This is a genomic window from Bradyrhizobium sp. HKCCYLRH3097 (assembly GCF_051167875.1).
Taxonomy (GTDB): Bacteria; Pseudomonadota; Alphaproteobacteria; order Rhizobiales; family Xanthobacteraceae; genus Bradyrhizobium.
In genome coordinates this window covers 23,855-41,174 of sequence record NZ_JBNPTX010000004.1, presented here as the reverse complement: position 1 = coordinate 41,174, position 17,320 = coordinate 23,855, and the positions used below count along the sequence as shown (strand labels likewise).

11 protein-coding genes are annotated in these 17,320 nt (G+C 66.2%); 7 read left to right on the top strand and 4 right to left on the bottom strand.

The genetic code is table 11. From position 1 onward, the window contains the following. Positions 1-133: 133 nt before the first annotated feature. A complete protein-coding gene (locus tag ACQR0U_RS11770; RefSeq protein WP_434843338.1) occupies positions 134-811 on the bottom strand; it encodes an OmpA family protein in 678 nt (225 codons plus the stop codon). A 130-nt stretch (positions 812-941) separates the two neighbouring features. After that, positions 942-2,486, bottom strand: coding sequence for a caspase family protein (locus ACQR0U_RS11765; RefSeq protein ID WP_434843358.1), 1,545 nt, complete (start codon positions 2,484-2,486; stop codon positions 942-944). A gap of 351 nt (positions 2,487-2,837) precedes the next feature. Between ACQR0U_RS11765 and ACQR0U_RS11760 the strand changes: the two genes are divergently transcribed. The 5 genes from ACQR0U_RS11760 (at position 2,838) to ACQR0U_RS11740 (ending at position 11,380) form a co-directional block, all read left to right on the top strand. Further along, positions 2,838-3,644, top strand: coding sequence for an N-acyl homoserine lactonase family protein (locus ACQR0U_RS11760; protein WP_434843339.1), 807 nt, complete (start codon positions 2,838-2,840; stop codon positions 3,642-3,644). Positions 3,645-4,261: 617 nt separating this feature from the next. Beyond that, complete coding sequence (gene hsdR, locus ACQR0U_RS11755) at positions 4,262-7,642, top strand: type I restriction-modification system endonuclease (RefSeq protein WP_316201954.1); 3,381 nt, start codon at positions 4,262-4,264, stop codon at positions 7,640-7,642. A 12-nt stretch (positions 7,643-7,654) separates the two neighbouring features. Continuing rightward, entirely contained in the window at positions 7,655-9,145 is a 1,491-nt protein-coding gene (locus tag ACQR0U_RS11750; RefSeq protein ID WP_316201953.1) for an N-6 DNA methylase, read from the top strand. Continuing rightward, the gene (locus ACQR0U_RS11745; protein WP_316201952.1) at positions 9,142-10,626 is read left to right on the top strand and encodes a restriction endonuclease subunit S; all 1,485 of its coding nucleotides are present in this window, start codon (positions 9,142-9,144) and stop codon (positions 10,624-10,626) included. The genes ACQR0U_RS11750 and ACQR0U_RS11745 overlap by 4 nt, the downstream gene beginning before the upstream one ends. A 10-nt stretch (positions 10,627-10,636) precedes the next feature. Continuing rightward, positions 10,637-11,380, top strand: a complete 744-nt coding sequence (locus tag ACQR0U_RS11740) for a hypothetical protein (protein ID WP_316201951.1) — start codon at positions 10,637-10,639, stop codon at positions 11,378-11,380. 435 nt (positions 11,381-11,815) lie between these two features. Here ACQR0U_RS11740 and ACQR0U_RS11735 read toward each other — a convergent pair whose 3' ends face one another. Continuing rightward, entirely contained in the window at positions 11,816-12,793 is a 978-nt protein-coding gene (locus ACQR0U_RS11735; protein ID WP_434843340.1) for a L,D-transpeptidase family protein, read from the bottom strand. A 200-nt stretch (positions 12,794-12,993) separates the two neighbouring features. Between ACQR0U_RS11735 and ACQR0U_RS11730 the strand changes: the two genes are divergently transcribed. Next, positions 12,994-13,872, top strand: coding sequence for an efflux RND transporter periplasmic adaptor subunit (locus tag ACQR0U_RS11730; protein WP_315716991.1), 879 nt, complete (start codon positions 12,994-12,996; stop codon positions 13,870-13,872). Between the two features lie 249 nt (positions 13,873-14,121). On the opposite strand, the gene ACQR0U_RS11725 is transcribed toward ACQR0U_RS11730, so the two are convergent. Next, positions 14,122-14,982, bottom strand: a complete 861-nt coding sequence (locus ACQR0U_RS11725; RefSeq protein WP_315750742.1) for a caspase family protein — start codon at positions 14,980-14,982, stop codon at positions 14,122-14,124. 430 nt (positions 14,983-15,412) lie between these two features. Between ACQR0U_RS11725 and ACQR0U_RS11720 the strand changes: the two genes are divergently transcribed. After that, positions 15,413-17,137 (top strand): hypothetical protein, encoded by a 1,725-nt coding sequence (locus tag ACQR0U_RS11720; RefSeq protein ID WP_434843341.1) that lies wholly within the window; start codon positions 15,413-15,415, stop codon positions 17,135-17,137. The last annotated feature ends 183 nt before the right edge of the window (positions 17,138-17,320 follow it).

The window sequence follows — 17,320 nt, the reverse complement described above, 5'->3', positions numbered from 1 at the left end:
TGCGGGTTATGGATGCTGCGAATTTGGCACGGGGCGCTCCGACAAGGCGATGCGCCCCGCAATCCTGCGGGACGCATCCGGCCACCTCGATCTCCGGCCACGCGACCTCCGACGGCGCTTGATGGACGCGGCGCTACTTGGCCGCCGCCGTCTTGCTCTGCATGTTGACGACCTGAACGCGGCGATTCACCTCGGCGAGCGGCTGGCTCGGATCCTTCAGCTTGCTCTTGCCATAGCCCACCGTCACCAGGTCGGCGCCGGCGATGCCGAACTTCTCGACCAGATAGCGCTTGATCGAATCGGCGCGGCGCTCGGAGAGATCCTGATTGTAGGCCTCGCCACCGGCGGCATCGGTATGACCGGCGACGACGAAGGTCGACCCTTTCAGCTCGGCGTTGGTCAGCGCCCGGCCGAGCGCCTGCACCGACGGCAGCGACTTCTGGCTGATGTTGGCGGAGTTGTAGTCGAAGGTGATCTCGAGGTCGATGTTCGGCTTGGTCTTGGCGACCGCCGCGATCTCCTCGCGCTCGGCAGTGGACAGCGACCGCGTCGAGCGGCCGCGAATGCTCTGCAGGAACTTATCCTGCTCCGGCGCGACCGCGGGTGTGGCCTCCGACGGCGGCGACATCGACAGTCCCCGGGTCAGCGGCCTCTTCGGCCCGGCCAGGGCGCGGACGATCTGATCCTCGCTGACATCATCGGCCGCGAAAGCCGGCATCGTGCCGAACAAAGCGGCCGCGCTCAGGACCGTCGCGGCCAGGAGAGCCGTCAGGCCGGCGGTCATGGTCGAATTCGTTTTCGGTGCGGTCATTGCCAATCCCTCCTCACGCGAACTGATCGTCCCGGTCTCCGCCGCGCCCGGCGCGACACCCGGCTGTTCGCTGTTATGTCGGTCCGGCCTGCCGCATGGTTCGAGCCGGCCGGCCGACGCGCGCAACAAATCAGCGCACGCCGTAGGCTTCGAACTCGCGGACGATGTTGGGGTCCATCGCCTTGGCGTTGGCGATGTCGAGCGCGCCCTCCTGCGCGGCGCCGTTACGCTGCTTGGCGAGACCGCGGCCATACAATGATGACGTCAGCCGCGGATTGATCTTCAGCGCCGCATCGAAATCGGCGATGGCGTTCTTGACCGCGCCGCTCTTGAGGTTGACCAGCCCGCGGCTATCGAGCGCGTCCACGAAATTCGGCCGCAGCCGCAGCGCCTCGTTGCAGTCGCGCAGCGCAGGTTGCAGCTCGCCGACGACGGTGCGCGCCCAGCAGCGGTTGTTGAGCGCCTCGACGTCCTTTGGATTGATTCGGATGGTGTCGTCGAAATCGCGGATCGCTTGCGCGTAGGCGCCCTTGCTCGCATACACCTGGCCGCGCCGGTACAGCGCGCCGGCATCCTCCGGATTGGCCGCGATCTTGGCGCTCAGGCTCTTGATCGTCGGATCGTCGGCGAACGGATCCTGCGCGGGCGCTGCTGGGGCCGCGGGCGCAGCAGGCGCGGCGGGCGCCACGTTCGCGATCACAGGAGATGGCGCGGGCGCCGGCGGCGCCGGAGCAACCGGCGCTGGCGGCGGAGTGTCCACCTTCTGCACCGGCGTCGGCTGCGGCGCGGGCGGAGCCGGCGGCAGCGGTGACGGCACCGGCGGCGCCACCACGACCTGCGTCGGGGTCGGCGCAGGTACAGGTGCAGGCGCCGGCGCGGCATTGCTCTCGGCCGGCGGCGGCCTGACGCCATTGCCCGGCACGAAGGAGAAGTCCTCCGCCAGCGACGACGAGATCCACGGCACCTGCTCGCTGCGCGAGGCGCGGGTGACGCCGACGCGGGTGCGGTTCAGCGTCTCCTCGGCGGTGAGGTCGGGAACGCGGATCTCCTTCAGGAGCTCCTGCACGAACAGGCTGCGATCGCGCCCGCCATCCGTCACGACAGCGGACAGCGCCGCCGAGTACATCACCAAAGTACCGCTCGGTGCGATGACCGGCGCGAGGCCGGCCGAGGCGGTGCGGAACCTGCGCTCATAGGGATTGCGCCGGGAGGCATCGAGCAGCGCGATCTTCACGCCGGCGCCGCGGCTGTTGATCTCCTGCAGCACCTGCTCGAGGCCGATGCCGTCGCGCCGCACGTCGGCCTCCTGCCAGATCTGCGCATCGACCGGGATCATGTAGCTCTGCCGGCTCGACTGGATGCCGTAGCCGGAGAAGAACAGCAGCGCCACCGAGCCCGGCTTGATCTTGCCATAGAGCCGATCGAGGCCGCGGCGCATCGCGTCGCCGCCGGCATTTTCCAGCGTCTCGACGCTGAAACCGTCACGCTTCAACTCGTCGGTGAGATCGCGGGCATCGTTGACCGGTTCCTTGAGCGGCGCGTCAGCATCCGGATATTTCGCATTGCCGATCACCAGGGCGAAGCGGTCGCCGGCCGCGTGCGCGGGCCAGGAGACAACGGCCGAGAACGCGACGGAGAACATCAGGCCGAGCGGCAACAGCAGGCGGAAAGTCATCACGATGGCGGTCCAGCGGTCAGCAATCAGGCGCCGTCCAGCTTGCGCCGCGGCGACCATATCCCACGCGTCAGGCATTATCAAATCGCCGTGACGGCACGTCAACCGCTTGCAGAGGTTGACGAATCGTCTGAGGCGGCGACCGCCCGCAGGAGCCTCTTGCGAGCTGCGGGCCATGACACGAGCGGACCATGCAACGATCCCGATGTCCTGCAATGTGAGATGCCTCACGCTGTGTCGCGGCAGCGCACCGTCCGGTTCGACCGCCACCGCGATTGGCGTCGATGCGATTGACCTCGATCCGTGCCGATGGCTCGATGGTGGCCGTGCCCAACCAACGAGAAGGCCATCATGGGGAACGCCGCCGAGATCTACGCGCTGCGCTACGCGACGATGTCGCCGCGCACGCCGCACATGAACTTCCTGCAGCCCGATCCGCACGACAGCACGGCGCAGGACCTCGACTATTTCGTGTGGCTGATCCGCCGTGACGGGCGCGACATCCTGGTCGACACCGGCTTCAATGCCGCGGAGGCCGAGATCCGCCATCGCACCCTCACGCGCGATCCGATCGATGCGCTCGCTTCCTTCGGCGTCGCGGCGGCCGACATCCGCGACATCATCGTGACCCATCTGCACTACGATCACGCCGGCAATCTCGACCGCTTCCCGAACGCGCGCTTTCACCTGCAGGAGCGCGAGATGGCCTATGCGACCGGACGCTGCATGTGCAACGGCATGCTGCGCTACCCGTTCACGGTCGAGCATGTCACCACGATGGTGCGCCACGTCTATGGCGAACGCGTCACCTTCCACAACGGCGACGGCGAGGTCGCGCCGGGCGTCACCGTGCACCGGGTCGGCGGCCATTCCGACGGGCTGCAGGTGGTGTGCGTCGACACCGCGCGCGGCCCGGTCGTGCTCGCCTCCGACGCCGCGCATTACTACGCCAACCTGCAGCGCCGCAGCCCGTTTCCGATCGTGCTCAACATCGGCGACATGATCCAGGGCTGGGAGATCATCGAGCGCCTCGCCGGGCATCCGGATCGATTCATCCCAGGGCATGATCCGCTGGTGACAGAGTTGTATCCGCGCGTGAGCGCGGCGGCCGATGCCTATGCGCTGCACGTGGCGCCGTCGCGGTCGTTTGCGAGATGACGGCGAAGACCTGTTCTTCTGATGTAATTGTCAAACAGCCCACGCGGCTGAGCGCCAGCGTTCTCGCGGCGCGTTTCGCGTCCGAGCTGTGCTCATCGGGACACCCTCTTGAAGCAGAGGGCGCAGGGAAGGCCAGGCCTCGGCTGAGGCCTGCGGTCCGCGTGCAGCAAACAAGCACGCGGCAGAACCACAGGTCAGCCGGACGACCCGGCCCTCCCTGCGCGACGGCTTTACGGATTATACGCAGTCTCCCCGGTGACCGGCTGGTTTGCCACCGTGGCGACAACGCGCGCATGACGCGCGTTGCGCGGACCTCAGCGTCGGGAGGCCAGGACCTTGCGACTTCACCGTCCGCGGCATGGCGTACGTCGGCGTGTCGAACACGCTGCGCCCGCTGCGGCCATCGCATCCCACCTCAACGCATCGTGACGTTCGCGAAAGCGCCCCTCTTCAATGAGGCGGGACGGGCGGAAGTCTCCACCTGATTTGCCCGACGGCGCAAGCGGTTTCTTTTTTGCAGAAGATCTGGACAGGGCAAATCAGCTTGAAACGGCTAGACAAATTCGTCTTTTGCGACCAAGGATTGAGCGGTATTTCGATGAGACGATTTGGCCGCGATGGGGGCATCCAGCAATTTCGATTTTCTGAGCGGCCAGGACGAGCGGCTGGCCAGGCTCGGCGCGCTCGCTGAACGCTATTTCGTCGATGACGCCCCCTCCACACTGATCAAGCTGCGGCAGCTCGCCGAATTCCTCGCCAAGGAGGTCGCCGCCCGCCACGGCCTGCTGCCGTCCAGCAACGTCAGTTTCGACGAGGTGCTACGCACCTTGCGGCTGCGCGCGATCCTGCCGCGCGAAATCGCCGATCTCCTGTTCAACCTGAAGCGGCTCGGCAATGAGGCGGTCCACGAGGACGTCGGCACGCCGGCGAATGCGCTGTTCGCGCTTAAGATCGCGCGCAGCGCCGCAGTCTGGTTCTACCAGAGCTATGGCGGCAAGCCGAACTTCAAGGCCGGACCGTTCGTGCCGCCGCGGCCGCCGGTCGATGCCACGGCCGCGCTCACGGCCGAGCTGGAGGAGTTGCGCAAGCAGGTCGGCGCCAGCTCCGACGAAGCAGCCAAGGCGCGGCTCAAGCTGCGTGATGCCGAGGAGGCGCGGCTGAAGGCACTGTCCGAGGCCGACGCCATCCGGCAGGACAAGGAGTTCTGGGAGACCTACGCCGCCGAGACCGAGGCCGGGCTGCGCAAGACCGAAGCCGCGCTGAAGGCGGCCCAGGCTGCGGCGGAAGCAGCATCCCCGCAGCAGCTCGATCTGCTGGCGCAACTCGCCAACCGGCAGGCGCAACAGGTCGAACTCGACGAGGCGACGACGCGGCTCTTGATCGACGAGCAGCTCCGCGCGGCCGGCTGGACCGTCGACACCCCGACGCTGCGGCACGCCGCAGGAACACGCCCGCAGCCGGGGCTGGCGATCGCCATCGCCGAATGGCCGACCGACAGCGGCCCGGTCGACTACGCCCTGTTCATCGACGGCCGCTGCGTCGGCGTGATCGAGGCCAAGCGGGGCATCGCCGACGTGCCCGGCCGGCTCGGCCAGGCCAAGCGCTACGCCCGCGACATCCGCCTGCTGCCGGACGAGACCCTTCCGGGCAGCCCGTGGCCGCAGGGGCTGGATCGCTTCCGGGTGCCGTTCCTGTTCGTCACCAATGGCCGGCCCTATGTGAAGCAGTTCGAGACCAAGTCGGGAATCTGGTTCTGGGATGCGCGCCCGACCGGCGGGAATCCCCGCGCGCTGCCGGAATGGTTCGCGCCGCGCGACCTCACCGAACGGCTGGAGCAGACCGAGGATTTCGATGCGCTGGCCGAGCGCGAGCTCGGCGTCACCGGCCTGCGGCCGTATCAGACAGATGCCATCACGGCGGTGGAGACCGCCATCGCCGCGGGCCAGAAGAACATCCTGCTGGCGATGGCGACGGGCACCGGCAAGACCCGGCTCGCCATCGCCCTGATGTACGAGCTGCTGCGGCGGAAGCGCTTCCGCCGCATCCTGTTCCTGGTCGACCGCAATGCGCTCGGGCGGCAGACGCTGGATGCGATGAGCACGACCGACACGGCCGGCTTCCTGAAGTTCGACCAGGTGTTCCCGGTCGCCGATCTCACCAAGAAGTTTCCCGAGGCCACCGACCGTGTCCAGGTCGCCACCGTGCAGGCGATGATCCGCCGCGTCTTCGACGACCCCGACGTCACCAGGCCGACGCCCGGCACCTATGACCTCATCATCGTCGACGAGGCGCATCGCGGCTATACGCTCGATGCCGAGCTGCGCGAGGACGATCTCGGCTTCCGCAATCTCGAGGACTATCTATCCGCCTATCGCCGCGTGCTCGACTATTTCGACGCGACCAAGATCGCTCTGACCGCGACGCCGGCATTGCACACCCGCGAGATCTTCGGCGCGGCCGTGTTCCACTACGGCTACCGGCAGGCCGTCATCGACGGCTACCTGATCGACCACCGGCCGCCGCGGCGCATCACCACGGCGCTGAGCCAGACCGGCATCAGCTTCGAGGCCGGCGAGGACGTCAACATCATCGATCCCCGCACCGGCCAGATCGACCTGTTCAATCTCGACGACCAGGTCAATTTCGAGGTCGCCGAGTTCAACAAGAAGGTGCTGACCCGCCCCTTCAACCGGGCTGTCGCCGATGCGATTGCGCGCGAATGTCCGCCGAGCGAGCGCGGCAAGACGCTGATCTTCGCCAGCCGCGACGATCACGCCGACACGCTGGTCAAGGCGCTTCAGGATGCGCTGGCCGAGGAATACGGCCCGCAGCCGCACGATCTGGTCGAGAAGATCACCGGACGCATCGACAAGCCGCTGGACCGCATCAAGGCGTTCAAGAACGATCCCCGGCCGAAATACGTCGTCACCGTCGACCTGCTCACCACCGGCATCGACGTGCCCGCCATCACCAACCTCGTGTTCGTCCGCCGCGTCAACAGCCGCATCCTCTACGACCAGATGATCGGCCGCGCCACGCGGCGCTGCGACGAGATCGGCAAGGAGTATTTCCGCATCTTCGACGCGGTCGACATCTACGCCAACCTCCAGGATTTCAGCGACATGCGGCCGGTGGTGGTCAACCCCGCGCTGTCGTTCGCAACCCTCGTCGGCGACCTCGAACGTGCCGCGACCGAGGAGGACCGCGCCTTCGTCCGCGACCAGATCGTGGTCAAGCTGCGCCAGCGGCTGAAATACATCGAAGGTCCTGAGCGAGAGACCCTGGAGACCGTGCTCGGCCCGCTGGCCGCGCTGCCCGACCGGCTGCGCGACGCGCCGCCGGGCGAGACGCTGGCGCTGTTCAGGCAGCACCCGCTGCTCGCCGGAATTCTCGACAATTCCAGCCCGAACCGCCCGCGCGACGGCACTTACATTTCCGAGCATCCGGACGAGCTGGTCAGCGTCGAGGACGATTTCGGCGGCCGCGCCAGCCCGGCCGACTATATCGAGAGTTTCGAGACCTTCGTGAAGGCCAACATGAACGTGGCGCCGGCGCTGATCGCCGCAACCCAGAAGCCGCGCGAGCTGACCCGCAAGGAGCTGAAGGAACTCGCCGTCCTGCTCGACGCCAACGGCTTCTCCGAAGCCAATCTGCGCCAGGCCTATGGCCGGGCGCGCAACGCCGACATCGCCGCCCACATCATCGGCTTCGTGCGCCAGGCCGCGCTCGGCGATCCCCTGGTGCCCTACGCCACCCGCGTCGAGAACGGCGTTCAGCGCATTCTCGCCAGCCGGCCCTGGACGGCGACGCAAAGGCGCTGGCTCGAGCGGATCGGCCGTTCGCTGAAGGCGCAGCCGGTCGGCGACCCCGCCCTCCTCGCCGATCCGCTGTTTGCACAGCATGGTGGCTTCGAGGTGATTGATCAGGCCTTCGATCACGGGCTAGGTGACATCCTGAAGGACCTCAACGGCGCGATCTGGGACCACCACGTCGCCTGAGATGGAACGGACATGAATCCAGCAACCGATCTCGTCAACAAGCTGTGGCGGCTATGCGCGATGCTGCGCAAGGACGGCGTCACCTACCAGCAATACGTCACCGAGCTGACCTATCTCCTGTTCCTGAAGATGGCCTCGGAGCAGAAGGACGAGAGCCGCATCCCGGAACAATATCGCTGGGGCGCGCTGAAGTCGGCGCCGGAGACCGAGGTGCTCCAGCGCTACCGGCAGGCGCTGATCGATCTCGGCGACCCGAAGAATGGGGCCGACCTCTCCGTGGTTGCCATCTTCCAGAACGCCGCAACAGTCATACGCGAGCCGGTCAATCTGCGCCGGCTGATTGACGCCATCGACGGCCTGCACTGGTTCAGCAAGGAACGCGATGCCTTCGGCGACACCTATGAGGGCCTGCTCCAGAAGATGGCCGAGGAGACCAAGCGCGGCGCCGGCCAGTATTTCACCCCGCGCGTGCTGATCGAGGTGATGGTCCGGCTGATGCAGCCGCAGATCGGGGAAGTGATCCAGGACCCGGCCGCCGGCACCGGCGGCTTCCTGATTGCCGCTGATCACATGATGCGTGCAGCCAACGACGACTATCACGACTTGGCGGATAACCCACGCAAGGCAGCGTTCCAGCTCCGCCAGGCGCTGCGCGGCATCGAGAACGTGCAGGATACTTACCGCCTGCTGTTGATGAATCTTCATCTGCACAAGATCGATCCGGAGTATCTCGCTCTCGGAGACACGCTGTCGCCGCGGGGCGCAGAGCCGCAATTCAAGAACGCCGACCTGATCCTGACCAATCCGCCATTCGGCCCGGCCGGCGGCCCGCCGACGCGCGACGACCTCACCATCACCGACCGTGTCTCGTCCTACCAGCTCCCCTTCGTCGAGCACTGCATCCGCGCGCTCAAGCCCGGCGGCCGCGCGGCGATCGTCGTGCCCGACAACGTGCTGTTCGACGACGGCAAGGGCAAGCAGCTCCGCCAGCGCCTGATGAACTGGTGCGATCTGCACACCATCCTGCGGCTGCCGACCGGCATTTTCTACGCGCAGGGCGTCAAAACCAACGTGCTATTTTTCGCCCGGAGCACGGAGGAGGCTCCTGCGAAAGATGCCACAGAGGCGGTCTGGATCTACGACATGCGCTCCAGCGCGCCGGCCTATGGCAAGACCAATCCACTGAAGCTGTCGGATTTCGGCGATTTCGTCGCCTCGTTTGGTGACGATGCTTACGGTCGCGCCAAGCGGAAAGATCAGGGCGAACAGGGGCGTTTCCGCCGTTTCACGCGTGCCGAGATCGCAGGGCGTGGCGATAATCTCGATATCACTTGGTTGAAGGACGAGAGCGGTGCTGCCGAGGACGGGCTCGAAGCACCGGAGGATATTGCGGCAGCAATCGAAGTTCATTTATCGGCCGCACTGGAGGAGATCAAAGCGCTATCGGAGCAACTGAGCATTGAGGCGACCTTGTCCACCGACGTTGAGGAGGCGGCGGAGTGACTTTGCCGATTGGGTGGGCTCGATCGACGATCTCCGCGTTCGCCGATACAAAACTTGGAAAAATGTTGGATGCAGCAAAGAACAAAGGAGAGTCGGTTCCGTACCTGCGAAATATTAATGTTCGTTGGGGAGCGTTTGATCTATCTGATCTCTTGGAAATGCGAGCATCACCGACAGAGTTGTCTGATCTAGAAATCAGAAATGGTGACATTTTTATCTGCGAGGGCGGAGAACCCGGCCGATGCGCCGTGTGGCATCAAGGCAAGCGCAAGCTGATCTTTCAGAAGGCACTTCACAGGGTGCGCGTTCTTGACGAGATACAGCCGGACTATGTTGCTAACTATATTCGACACTTCGCAGTCAAACACAAATTTTCAGAATTCTTGACAGGAACAACAATCAAGCACCTACCGCAGGTGGCGCTTCAACGAATAGCTGTGGAATTGCCTCCTGCGGCCGAACAGCGCCGCATCGTCGCCAAGCTGGATGCGCTGTTCGCGCGCTTGGCCCGCGCGCGGGCGGAGCTGGATCGGGTGCCGAAACTTCTCGAACGTCAGAAGACCTCCATCTTGCGCTCTGGTGTTACAGGAAGGTTCACCGCGGACTGGCGAAGCGACAACGCTGGCTTCGATTCGACAGAACAGATGCTCCGTGATGTTCCTGCTCCGCAGCAAGGCCGCGGCGGACGCGATGCGACCGACAAGATCATTCCCGGCACGGCCGGATTGTCAGTCAATGATCCCGGCACCTCCCTTCCGGAAGGCTGGAAATGGGTGTCACTTTTGCGGGTCGCAAAGCAGGAAACCGGACACACACCGAGCCGATCCGAGCCGTCCTATTGGGACGGGGGTATAGCCTGGATCGGCATTCGCGATGCAGGCGCTCATCACGGCCGGCATATCGAATCAACGATACAAACGATCTCACAGGCCGGCTTGAACAATTCGTCGGCGCGCCTGCTTCCGCCGGGCACCGTTTGCTTGTCGCGAACGGCATCGGTTGGATATGTGACAATCATGGCAAAGAGCATGGCCACCAGCCAGGATTTCGCGACCTGGACCTGCACTGAGGCGTTGCTGCCCGACTATCTGATGTACGCCCTGATGGCCGAAGGCGAAGACATCCGCCGTTTCGGAATGGGATCGACTCACACAACGATCTATTTCCCCGAGATACGGGCCTTCCACATTGCGCTTCCTCCAATCGAGGAACAGAAGGAAATCGTTGCACGGATCAAGAAAGCGCTCTCACATGCCGACCGCCTCGAAGCCGAAGTGGCGCGCGCCCGCGCGCTGCTCGACCGGCTGGAGGCGGCGATCCTGACCAAGGCGTTCAAGGGCGAGCTGGTGCCGCAGGACCCGAACGACGAGCCCGCCAGCGTCCTGCTGGAGCGTATCCGCGCGCAGCGCGCGGCGGCGGCGACAGAGCCCCGGCAGCCACGCGGCCGCCGCGCAGTGGCCTCCCGTTCTGCGAAGGCTTGAGAAACTTGCCATGCGCTCCTATTCGATCAAGAGGCTTCGCGAAGCCATCGAGAACCTGAAAGGAACCGCGCGGCAGACGAACCGCGAGTTCGGAAGCACCGACCGTGAGCTCCGGGAAAGCTGGCTCGGCTGGCTGGATGGCTATGACGGGCCCGGCTATTACAACCGCTCGGACTGGGACCGTGACGCGCGCTTCGTCTATCAACACCTGAACAGCGGCCCCGCCATCATCTGGCTGAACGAAGCGGCTGGCGTCGACCCGGAGCTGATCGAACAGGCGCTACGCGCTATCCGCCCCGGCGCCGATCATCCACAAATGCTGGCGAAGATTGTCCGCCAGATCCTGCCTTGGGAGCGGCTGGCCTGGTTGCTGTTCGAGTTCCGATCGTTCGAGATCCCCGAGTTGCTTCGCGCCGTCAAACGGCTGCCAGCGACGACGCCGCAATCTGACAAGCTGTCGAAGGGCGGTTACGAGACGCACAGGGATCACTGGATTGGATGGCTGAAGGAGTACGATGGCCCGGGCTATTATGGCCGCGCCAATTGGGACGTCGATGCACGGTCCGTCTACCAGCGACTGAACAACGGCAATATCATTGTCTGGCTCAACGAGGCGGCCGGCGAAGATCCAGAAATCGTTCGCTTAGCGATCGCGCGGATGGAGCGCGCCGGGACGCGCAAGCAGACGCGGGCCTCGGCTGCGCGGTCCGTGCTACCGTGGGAACGAGCGTCCATGCTGCTTTTCGGTTCGTGACGATCGCGCCCGTTTGCCTTGGCGTCGTCTACCTTGGTCATTGGAGGGAGCTAGATCCGCAAGCGGCAAGGCCGCACGTATATGATGGTGGGCACGGCGCGCGTTGCATCGCGGATCAAACCAAATGCGTCGGACGCGCGCCTTTGCCCACCCTACGCACTTCGTCGAAGGCGTTGGCGAGGAGCTCCGCTGTGATCTCCACCCACCGCTGTCATCCCGGACAAGCTGCGACGCGCGCCAGCGCGGCGGGGCGCCGATCCGGGATCCATACGCCGCGGCGGTCGTGGAAGCGATCTCTCTTAACTACACGCCTGCCCCGAACTACTCCCTGTGGTTATGGGTCCCGGCGTTCGCCGGGACGACAGCGGAGGTTACCGACGCCGCTCGGCAGATCACACACTGCTGCAGTTCAAGCGAGCGGGATCGCACACCCGCTCAATGCAGCTCCACCTTCGCCTTCTTCGAGAGGTGGTCGCCGAGGAATCGCACGTCCCAGTTGGTCAGCCGCACGCAGCCATGCGACTCCGACTTGCCGACCTTGGACGGCTCGGCGGTGCCGTGGATGCCGTAGCCGTTGCCGACCGACAGGCCGATCCAATAGGCGCCGACCGGGTTGTTCGGGCCGGGCTTGATGGTGAACGGCTTGCGCGACTTGACGCCCTTGAACTCGTAGTCCGGATTGTAGCGGTAGTTGGGATCGGCATCCCGCGAGGTGACCTTGAAGGTGCCGTCGGGCGTCGGCTTTTCGTCGCTGCCGACCGTGGCGGGAAACACCGCCACCAGATTGCCGTCCTTGTCGAACGCCTGCACCGTGCCGGCGTCCTTGCCGATGTCGAGCCGCGTGATCTCCGGCGCCTTCTCATCCGGCCTCATCACGTTGGCGACGGCGATCTGCTCGCCCTCCTTGTCGAAGCTGGCTTTCGGATTGAGCGCCGACAGCAGCGCTTCGCTCATGTGGAATTTCTCGGCCAGCGCCTCGCGCGGCGAGGTGTAACCGAGCGCCGGGAGGTCCTTCATGTCCTCCATGTGCTGCGGCAGCTTCTTCAGGAACGGCCCTTTCACATCGTCACGGGTGATCGTGTAGGAGACGATCGCCGGCGCCTGGTCGCCGCGCAGCAGCGCCTCCCACAGCTCGGGCGTCAGCTTCGCATCACCGGCAAGCTCCTTGGCGCGCGCGAACGCGGCGAGCGCCTTGCGCGCATTGTCGCCAAAGCGGCCGTCGATCTCGCCGGGCGAGACATGCGCGCGATCGAGCAGCACCTGGGCGCGGATCGCCACCGGATCCATCTTCTCCTCGGCCGGCGGCCGCTTGCGCAGCTCGGCGCTGTTGACGGCGTCGGCGGTGAGCTCGGCGGAGACCGCAGGCGTGACGCCGAGGGCGCAGAGCAGAAGCGGTATCCAGAGCCGAAGCATGGTCGTGAGTCCCAAGTGAAAGACGGCTGGCATTCGGCAACGTCAACGGCGACCCGGCCGAGAAGTTCGGCACCGTCGGCTGAACGTCGCGGCATCCTGGCGCGACTACCAGGGACGCGGGTCGGCTGGCCCGGCGGCGGCGCGTCTGCTATTCCGGCGACAGCCGTGCAATGAATTGGGTTCGCGAGGATCGGTTTCGGATGGGACATGCCGCAATTGCCGCCACGATGCGCCGGATGCCGATGCTCGCCGCCGCCGGCCTGCTGGCGATGATCCAGGCTGCGGCAGCCGATGACGGCGCACCGAAGGGCGCCGCGGTCAGCGTGCTCAAGGCGACCAAGGCCTGCTTCGACAACACGGTCGAGGTGTCCGGCATGGTGCTGGCGCGCGACGAGACCGCCGTCAGGCCAGATCGTCCCGGCCTGAAGGTCGCGGAGGTGCTGGTCGATGCCGGCGACACGGTCACGGCCGGACAGAACCTGGCGCGGCTGACGCCGCCGGAGGGCGGCACGATCATGATCCAGGCGCCGGTCGCTGGCACCATCCTGTCATCGAGCGCCACCATCGGGGCGTTCGCCTCCGGTCGCGGCGAGGCGCTGTTCTCGATTCTCGCCCGCAACGAATATGATCTCGTCGGCCTGGTGCCATCAGCCCAGCTCGGCAAGCTCGCGGTCAACCAGACGGCGCGGATCCGCATCGTCGGGGCCGGCGAGGTCGAGGGCAAGATCCGAAGGGTGGCGCCGACCGTCGAGCCGAACAGCCAGCTCGGCCAGGCCTTCATCGGCATCACCGGCACGGCGCGGTTGCTGGTCAATTCGTTCGGCCGCGCCGTGATCAAGATCGGCCAGAGCTGCGGCGTCGCGGTGCCGCTGACCGCCGTGCTGTACGATCCCGACGGCACGGTGGTGCAGGTGGTCCGGGCTCAGCGGATCGAGACCAAGCGGGTCGAGATCGGCCTGATGGCCGGCGGCCAGGTCGAGATCCGCGACGGCCTCGCCGAGGGCGACGTCGTCGTCACCCGCGCCGGCGCGCTGCTGCGCGAGGGCGACCCGGTCCGGCCGGTGATGGCGAGCAATTGAAAGACGCGACGCCGCAGGAGTCTGAGGGGCACGCGGCCCCACCCTTCCCTGGAGGGGGAGGGTCGTCGCGCGGCGCGCCAGCGTCGTGCGGCGGGGTGGGGTGGAGCCAGGGATGACGGTGCAAGTGGAGAGATCACCCCACCCCGCCCCACGGTTCGCTTCGCTCGCCGTGAGGCGACCCTCCCCCTCCAGGGGAGGGTGGGAGGCCGCCGAGAGGGCGGAGCATCTCAGGCGCGGGACAGGCTAAGCTCAGCTGCCGGCGTTGGCGACGTCGGCGCTGAAGCGGATGTCCTCGACCAGCGAGGATGACACGGTCGGCACCTGCTCGCCGTCGGAGCTGCGGGCGATGGCGTTGCGGGTCTTGTTGAACACGGTCTCGGCGCTCGGGCTCTTGCCGAGCTGGTTCAGCAGCTCGGTGACCAGCACGCTGTTCTGGCCCTTCGGATCGTCCAGCACCTTGCCCGGCGTCGCCGACGACAGGATCAGGGCGTTGGCCGGCGCATTGATCGGCGCCAGGCCGTGCGAATAGGCGCGGAAGCGGCGCTCATAGGGATTGCGGCGGGCGGCGTCGATCACCACCAGCTTGGCGCGCGCACCCTGCTCGCGGACGGTGTCGAGCAGGCGCTCGATGCTGGTGCCGTCGCGGCGCACGTCGGCTTCCCGCCAGATCTTGGCGTCGACCGGGATCATGTAGCTCTCGCGTCCGGCCTGGATGGCGTAGCCGCCGAAGAACAGCATCACGACCGAGTCGGGCTTGATCCTGGCCTTCAGGCGCTCGACCGCGCGGGCCATGTCGTCCTTGTTGGCATCCTCAACGACATCGACGTCGAAGCCGTCGCGGCGCAGCGCGCCGGTCAGCGCACGGGCATCGTTGATCGGCTGGACGAGCGGCGCGTTCGCGTCGGGATAGTGACCATTGCCGATCACGAGCGCGAGGCGCGCGCCGTTGCCGGTCGCCACGCTGCTCTGCTCGGAGGCCGCCGCCTTGGGCGCCTCGAGCGAACGCTTGTTCAGGGCAGCATGCGCGCCGATCGCGAGCGACACCGTGCAGAGAAGCGCGGCGGCGATCACGGCCGATCGGCGGGAAAGAGAAGGCTGCCTTGCGGTCATCACGTCAATCCTGGTCCGAGCCTGCCCATCGATGCCAAAGGGGTGCACCCTTTGGTCGCGCTGGCGCCTCTGAGGTTTGAGGGGTTGCGAGACGATGTGTCGTCTCAATGCGCGCAAATTGCGGCGCCGCAACGAAGAAAGGCTTAACCCGAACCCGCGTCCCAAGCAACATCGGAACACCATTGACTTTTCAAGCACTTGAAGAGAAACGCAAATTTAACCATGACGGCGATCTCCAAACGGCCCCGGACGGACCGCCGGGAGACCACATTGCCGCCAAATCCGCCTCCCGCGCCGTGACCGCCGTCACGTTGTCTTTGGCCGTCCAGCGTGTCAGTTTGCCCAATGCATGCGCGTGACGCACCGTTTGCCGGGCGTCTCGAGCAACGCATGCCGCTCGTCCTGCCTTCGACAACCCGCGAGTCCTCGCTTGAGTTTCCAGTATTTCGCCGGCGCGGCCTGTCGCGCACTGACGGCCCGGAAGGATGGGCCCTCGCTGTACGAGGTCTGCGATCCCATCCTGCGCCGGCCCGGCAGCGGCGACCCGCATCTGTCGAAATTCTACCGGACCGCGCTCGGGAACCCGGCGCTGCGCGCATTGCTGCGCCGGGCCGGCCTGCCCGAGTTGAACGATCCCGCTGTTCTCAATGCGCTGCGCGACGCGCTGGTCCTTGCCCGCGACAATCCGACGCCGGACTGGGAGCAGGTCGGCCGCCCCGTCGCCGATCTGGTCGACAGCGTCGCCTTGCACCACCCTGCCCCGCCGCGCCGGACTGCGGCGGCGGCCATGCCGCCGGCCGGCGAGGTCGATCGCGTGATCCGGGCCTGTGGCGCCGATCTGCTCGGCTCGTTCAGCCGCAATGGCTTCATCCCGACCTATGCCGCCTTCAACCTGATCGGCGATCCCGACATGAAGGGCCGCGAGGTCAAGATGGCGCTGCAGGGGCTCGACGCCCGCGGCTACAAGAACTCGACCTTGCTGTTCAACCTCGCCCGCGTCTTCATCGCGCGATCGCCGGCGGCCGCGGTGATCAATCCGCCGTGGCGCGGCATCGCCGAGCCGATGTGGGAGCCGGTGCAGATCCGCCACCGCTCGGCCTATTACGACGCGTTCTTCACCGAGGCGCTGCTGAGCTATCTGGAGACGGGCCTCGCGTCATCGGAGCAGACAAGCGCGGCGCGCAGCGCCATCGCCGCCATGGTCGAGTTCTGCCTGACCATCAGCCGCGAGGAGGTGCGCGGCGCCGACGGCAAGAGCTACAATGTCGTCACCGCGCTGGCGCCGCCGCCGCATCCGCGCTTCTCGCGCTTCTTCACCCAGATCAAGCAGGACCTCGGCTTCGGCATCTACGTGCCGGATTGCGACACCACGGCGTGCTCGTTCTCGGCGGCGACGCAGGCCGGCTCGGACGATCCGATGTTGAGCCAGCCGCTGCTGGATTTCTATGCGGGCTACCAGGTGCGCGCCGGCGGCAACGAGCCGCGCGTGACGGTGCCGATCAACGACAACATCGACTATGAAGGCGGTGTCGCGACCTGGATCGACAGCCTGGCCGGCGAGCGGCCCTACGGCAATGATCTCGATCCGACGTTGAACCTCGACGTGCTCGAGGTATCGTTCCGCAATCTCGGGCGCTGGCAGATCCTGGAGACGCAAGCCCGGCTCGACGTCGTCAGGCGGATCGTCGGCTTCCAGCAGCGGCTGGTGCTGAGCGGGGCCTTCGCCGACCCCCGCTCGCACATCTATTATCTGCCGGAGCTGTACTGCGCCTATTTCGGCCGCTGCTACCACGCCTTCATGGCGCTGCCGCCGGCGGCGCGGCAGGCGATCGATCCCGACGGCGCGTTCGAGCTCATTCGCCTGCGCGTGCTCGCCTATGTCGAGGACGAGCTGATCGGCCGCGAGATGAACCCGTTCGACGCCGCGCTGGCGCTGATCGCGCTCGGCCATCTCGGCGGCGCTGCGGCGAGCTTCGCGCCCGCAGTGCATTGCATCGTGACGTCGTTCGGCGAGGGTGGCCGGCGGCATCCGTACCGCGCCTATGAGTGGAACAAGATGAAGACCCCGACCCGCATCCTCGTCGGCGGCCCCGAGGTCACCTCGGCCTTCGTGCTGATGGGCCTGGCGCTGGCAAAGCGGGTGGCGGTGAACTGATCGAGCGATATGTCAGCGGCCCCGGCGGTGCACTCCCCTCCCCCTTGCGGGGAGGGGAGCACAGCGACGCCCTGGCAATAGCTCGGCTCCTCCTTTCAGCCGCCATCGCGCGAAGTTGAGCGGCTCAGCCAATCACGGCGCTGGAACCGCGGGCCGATCCGCCGCACAATTGCTCCAGCCTTC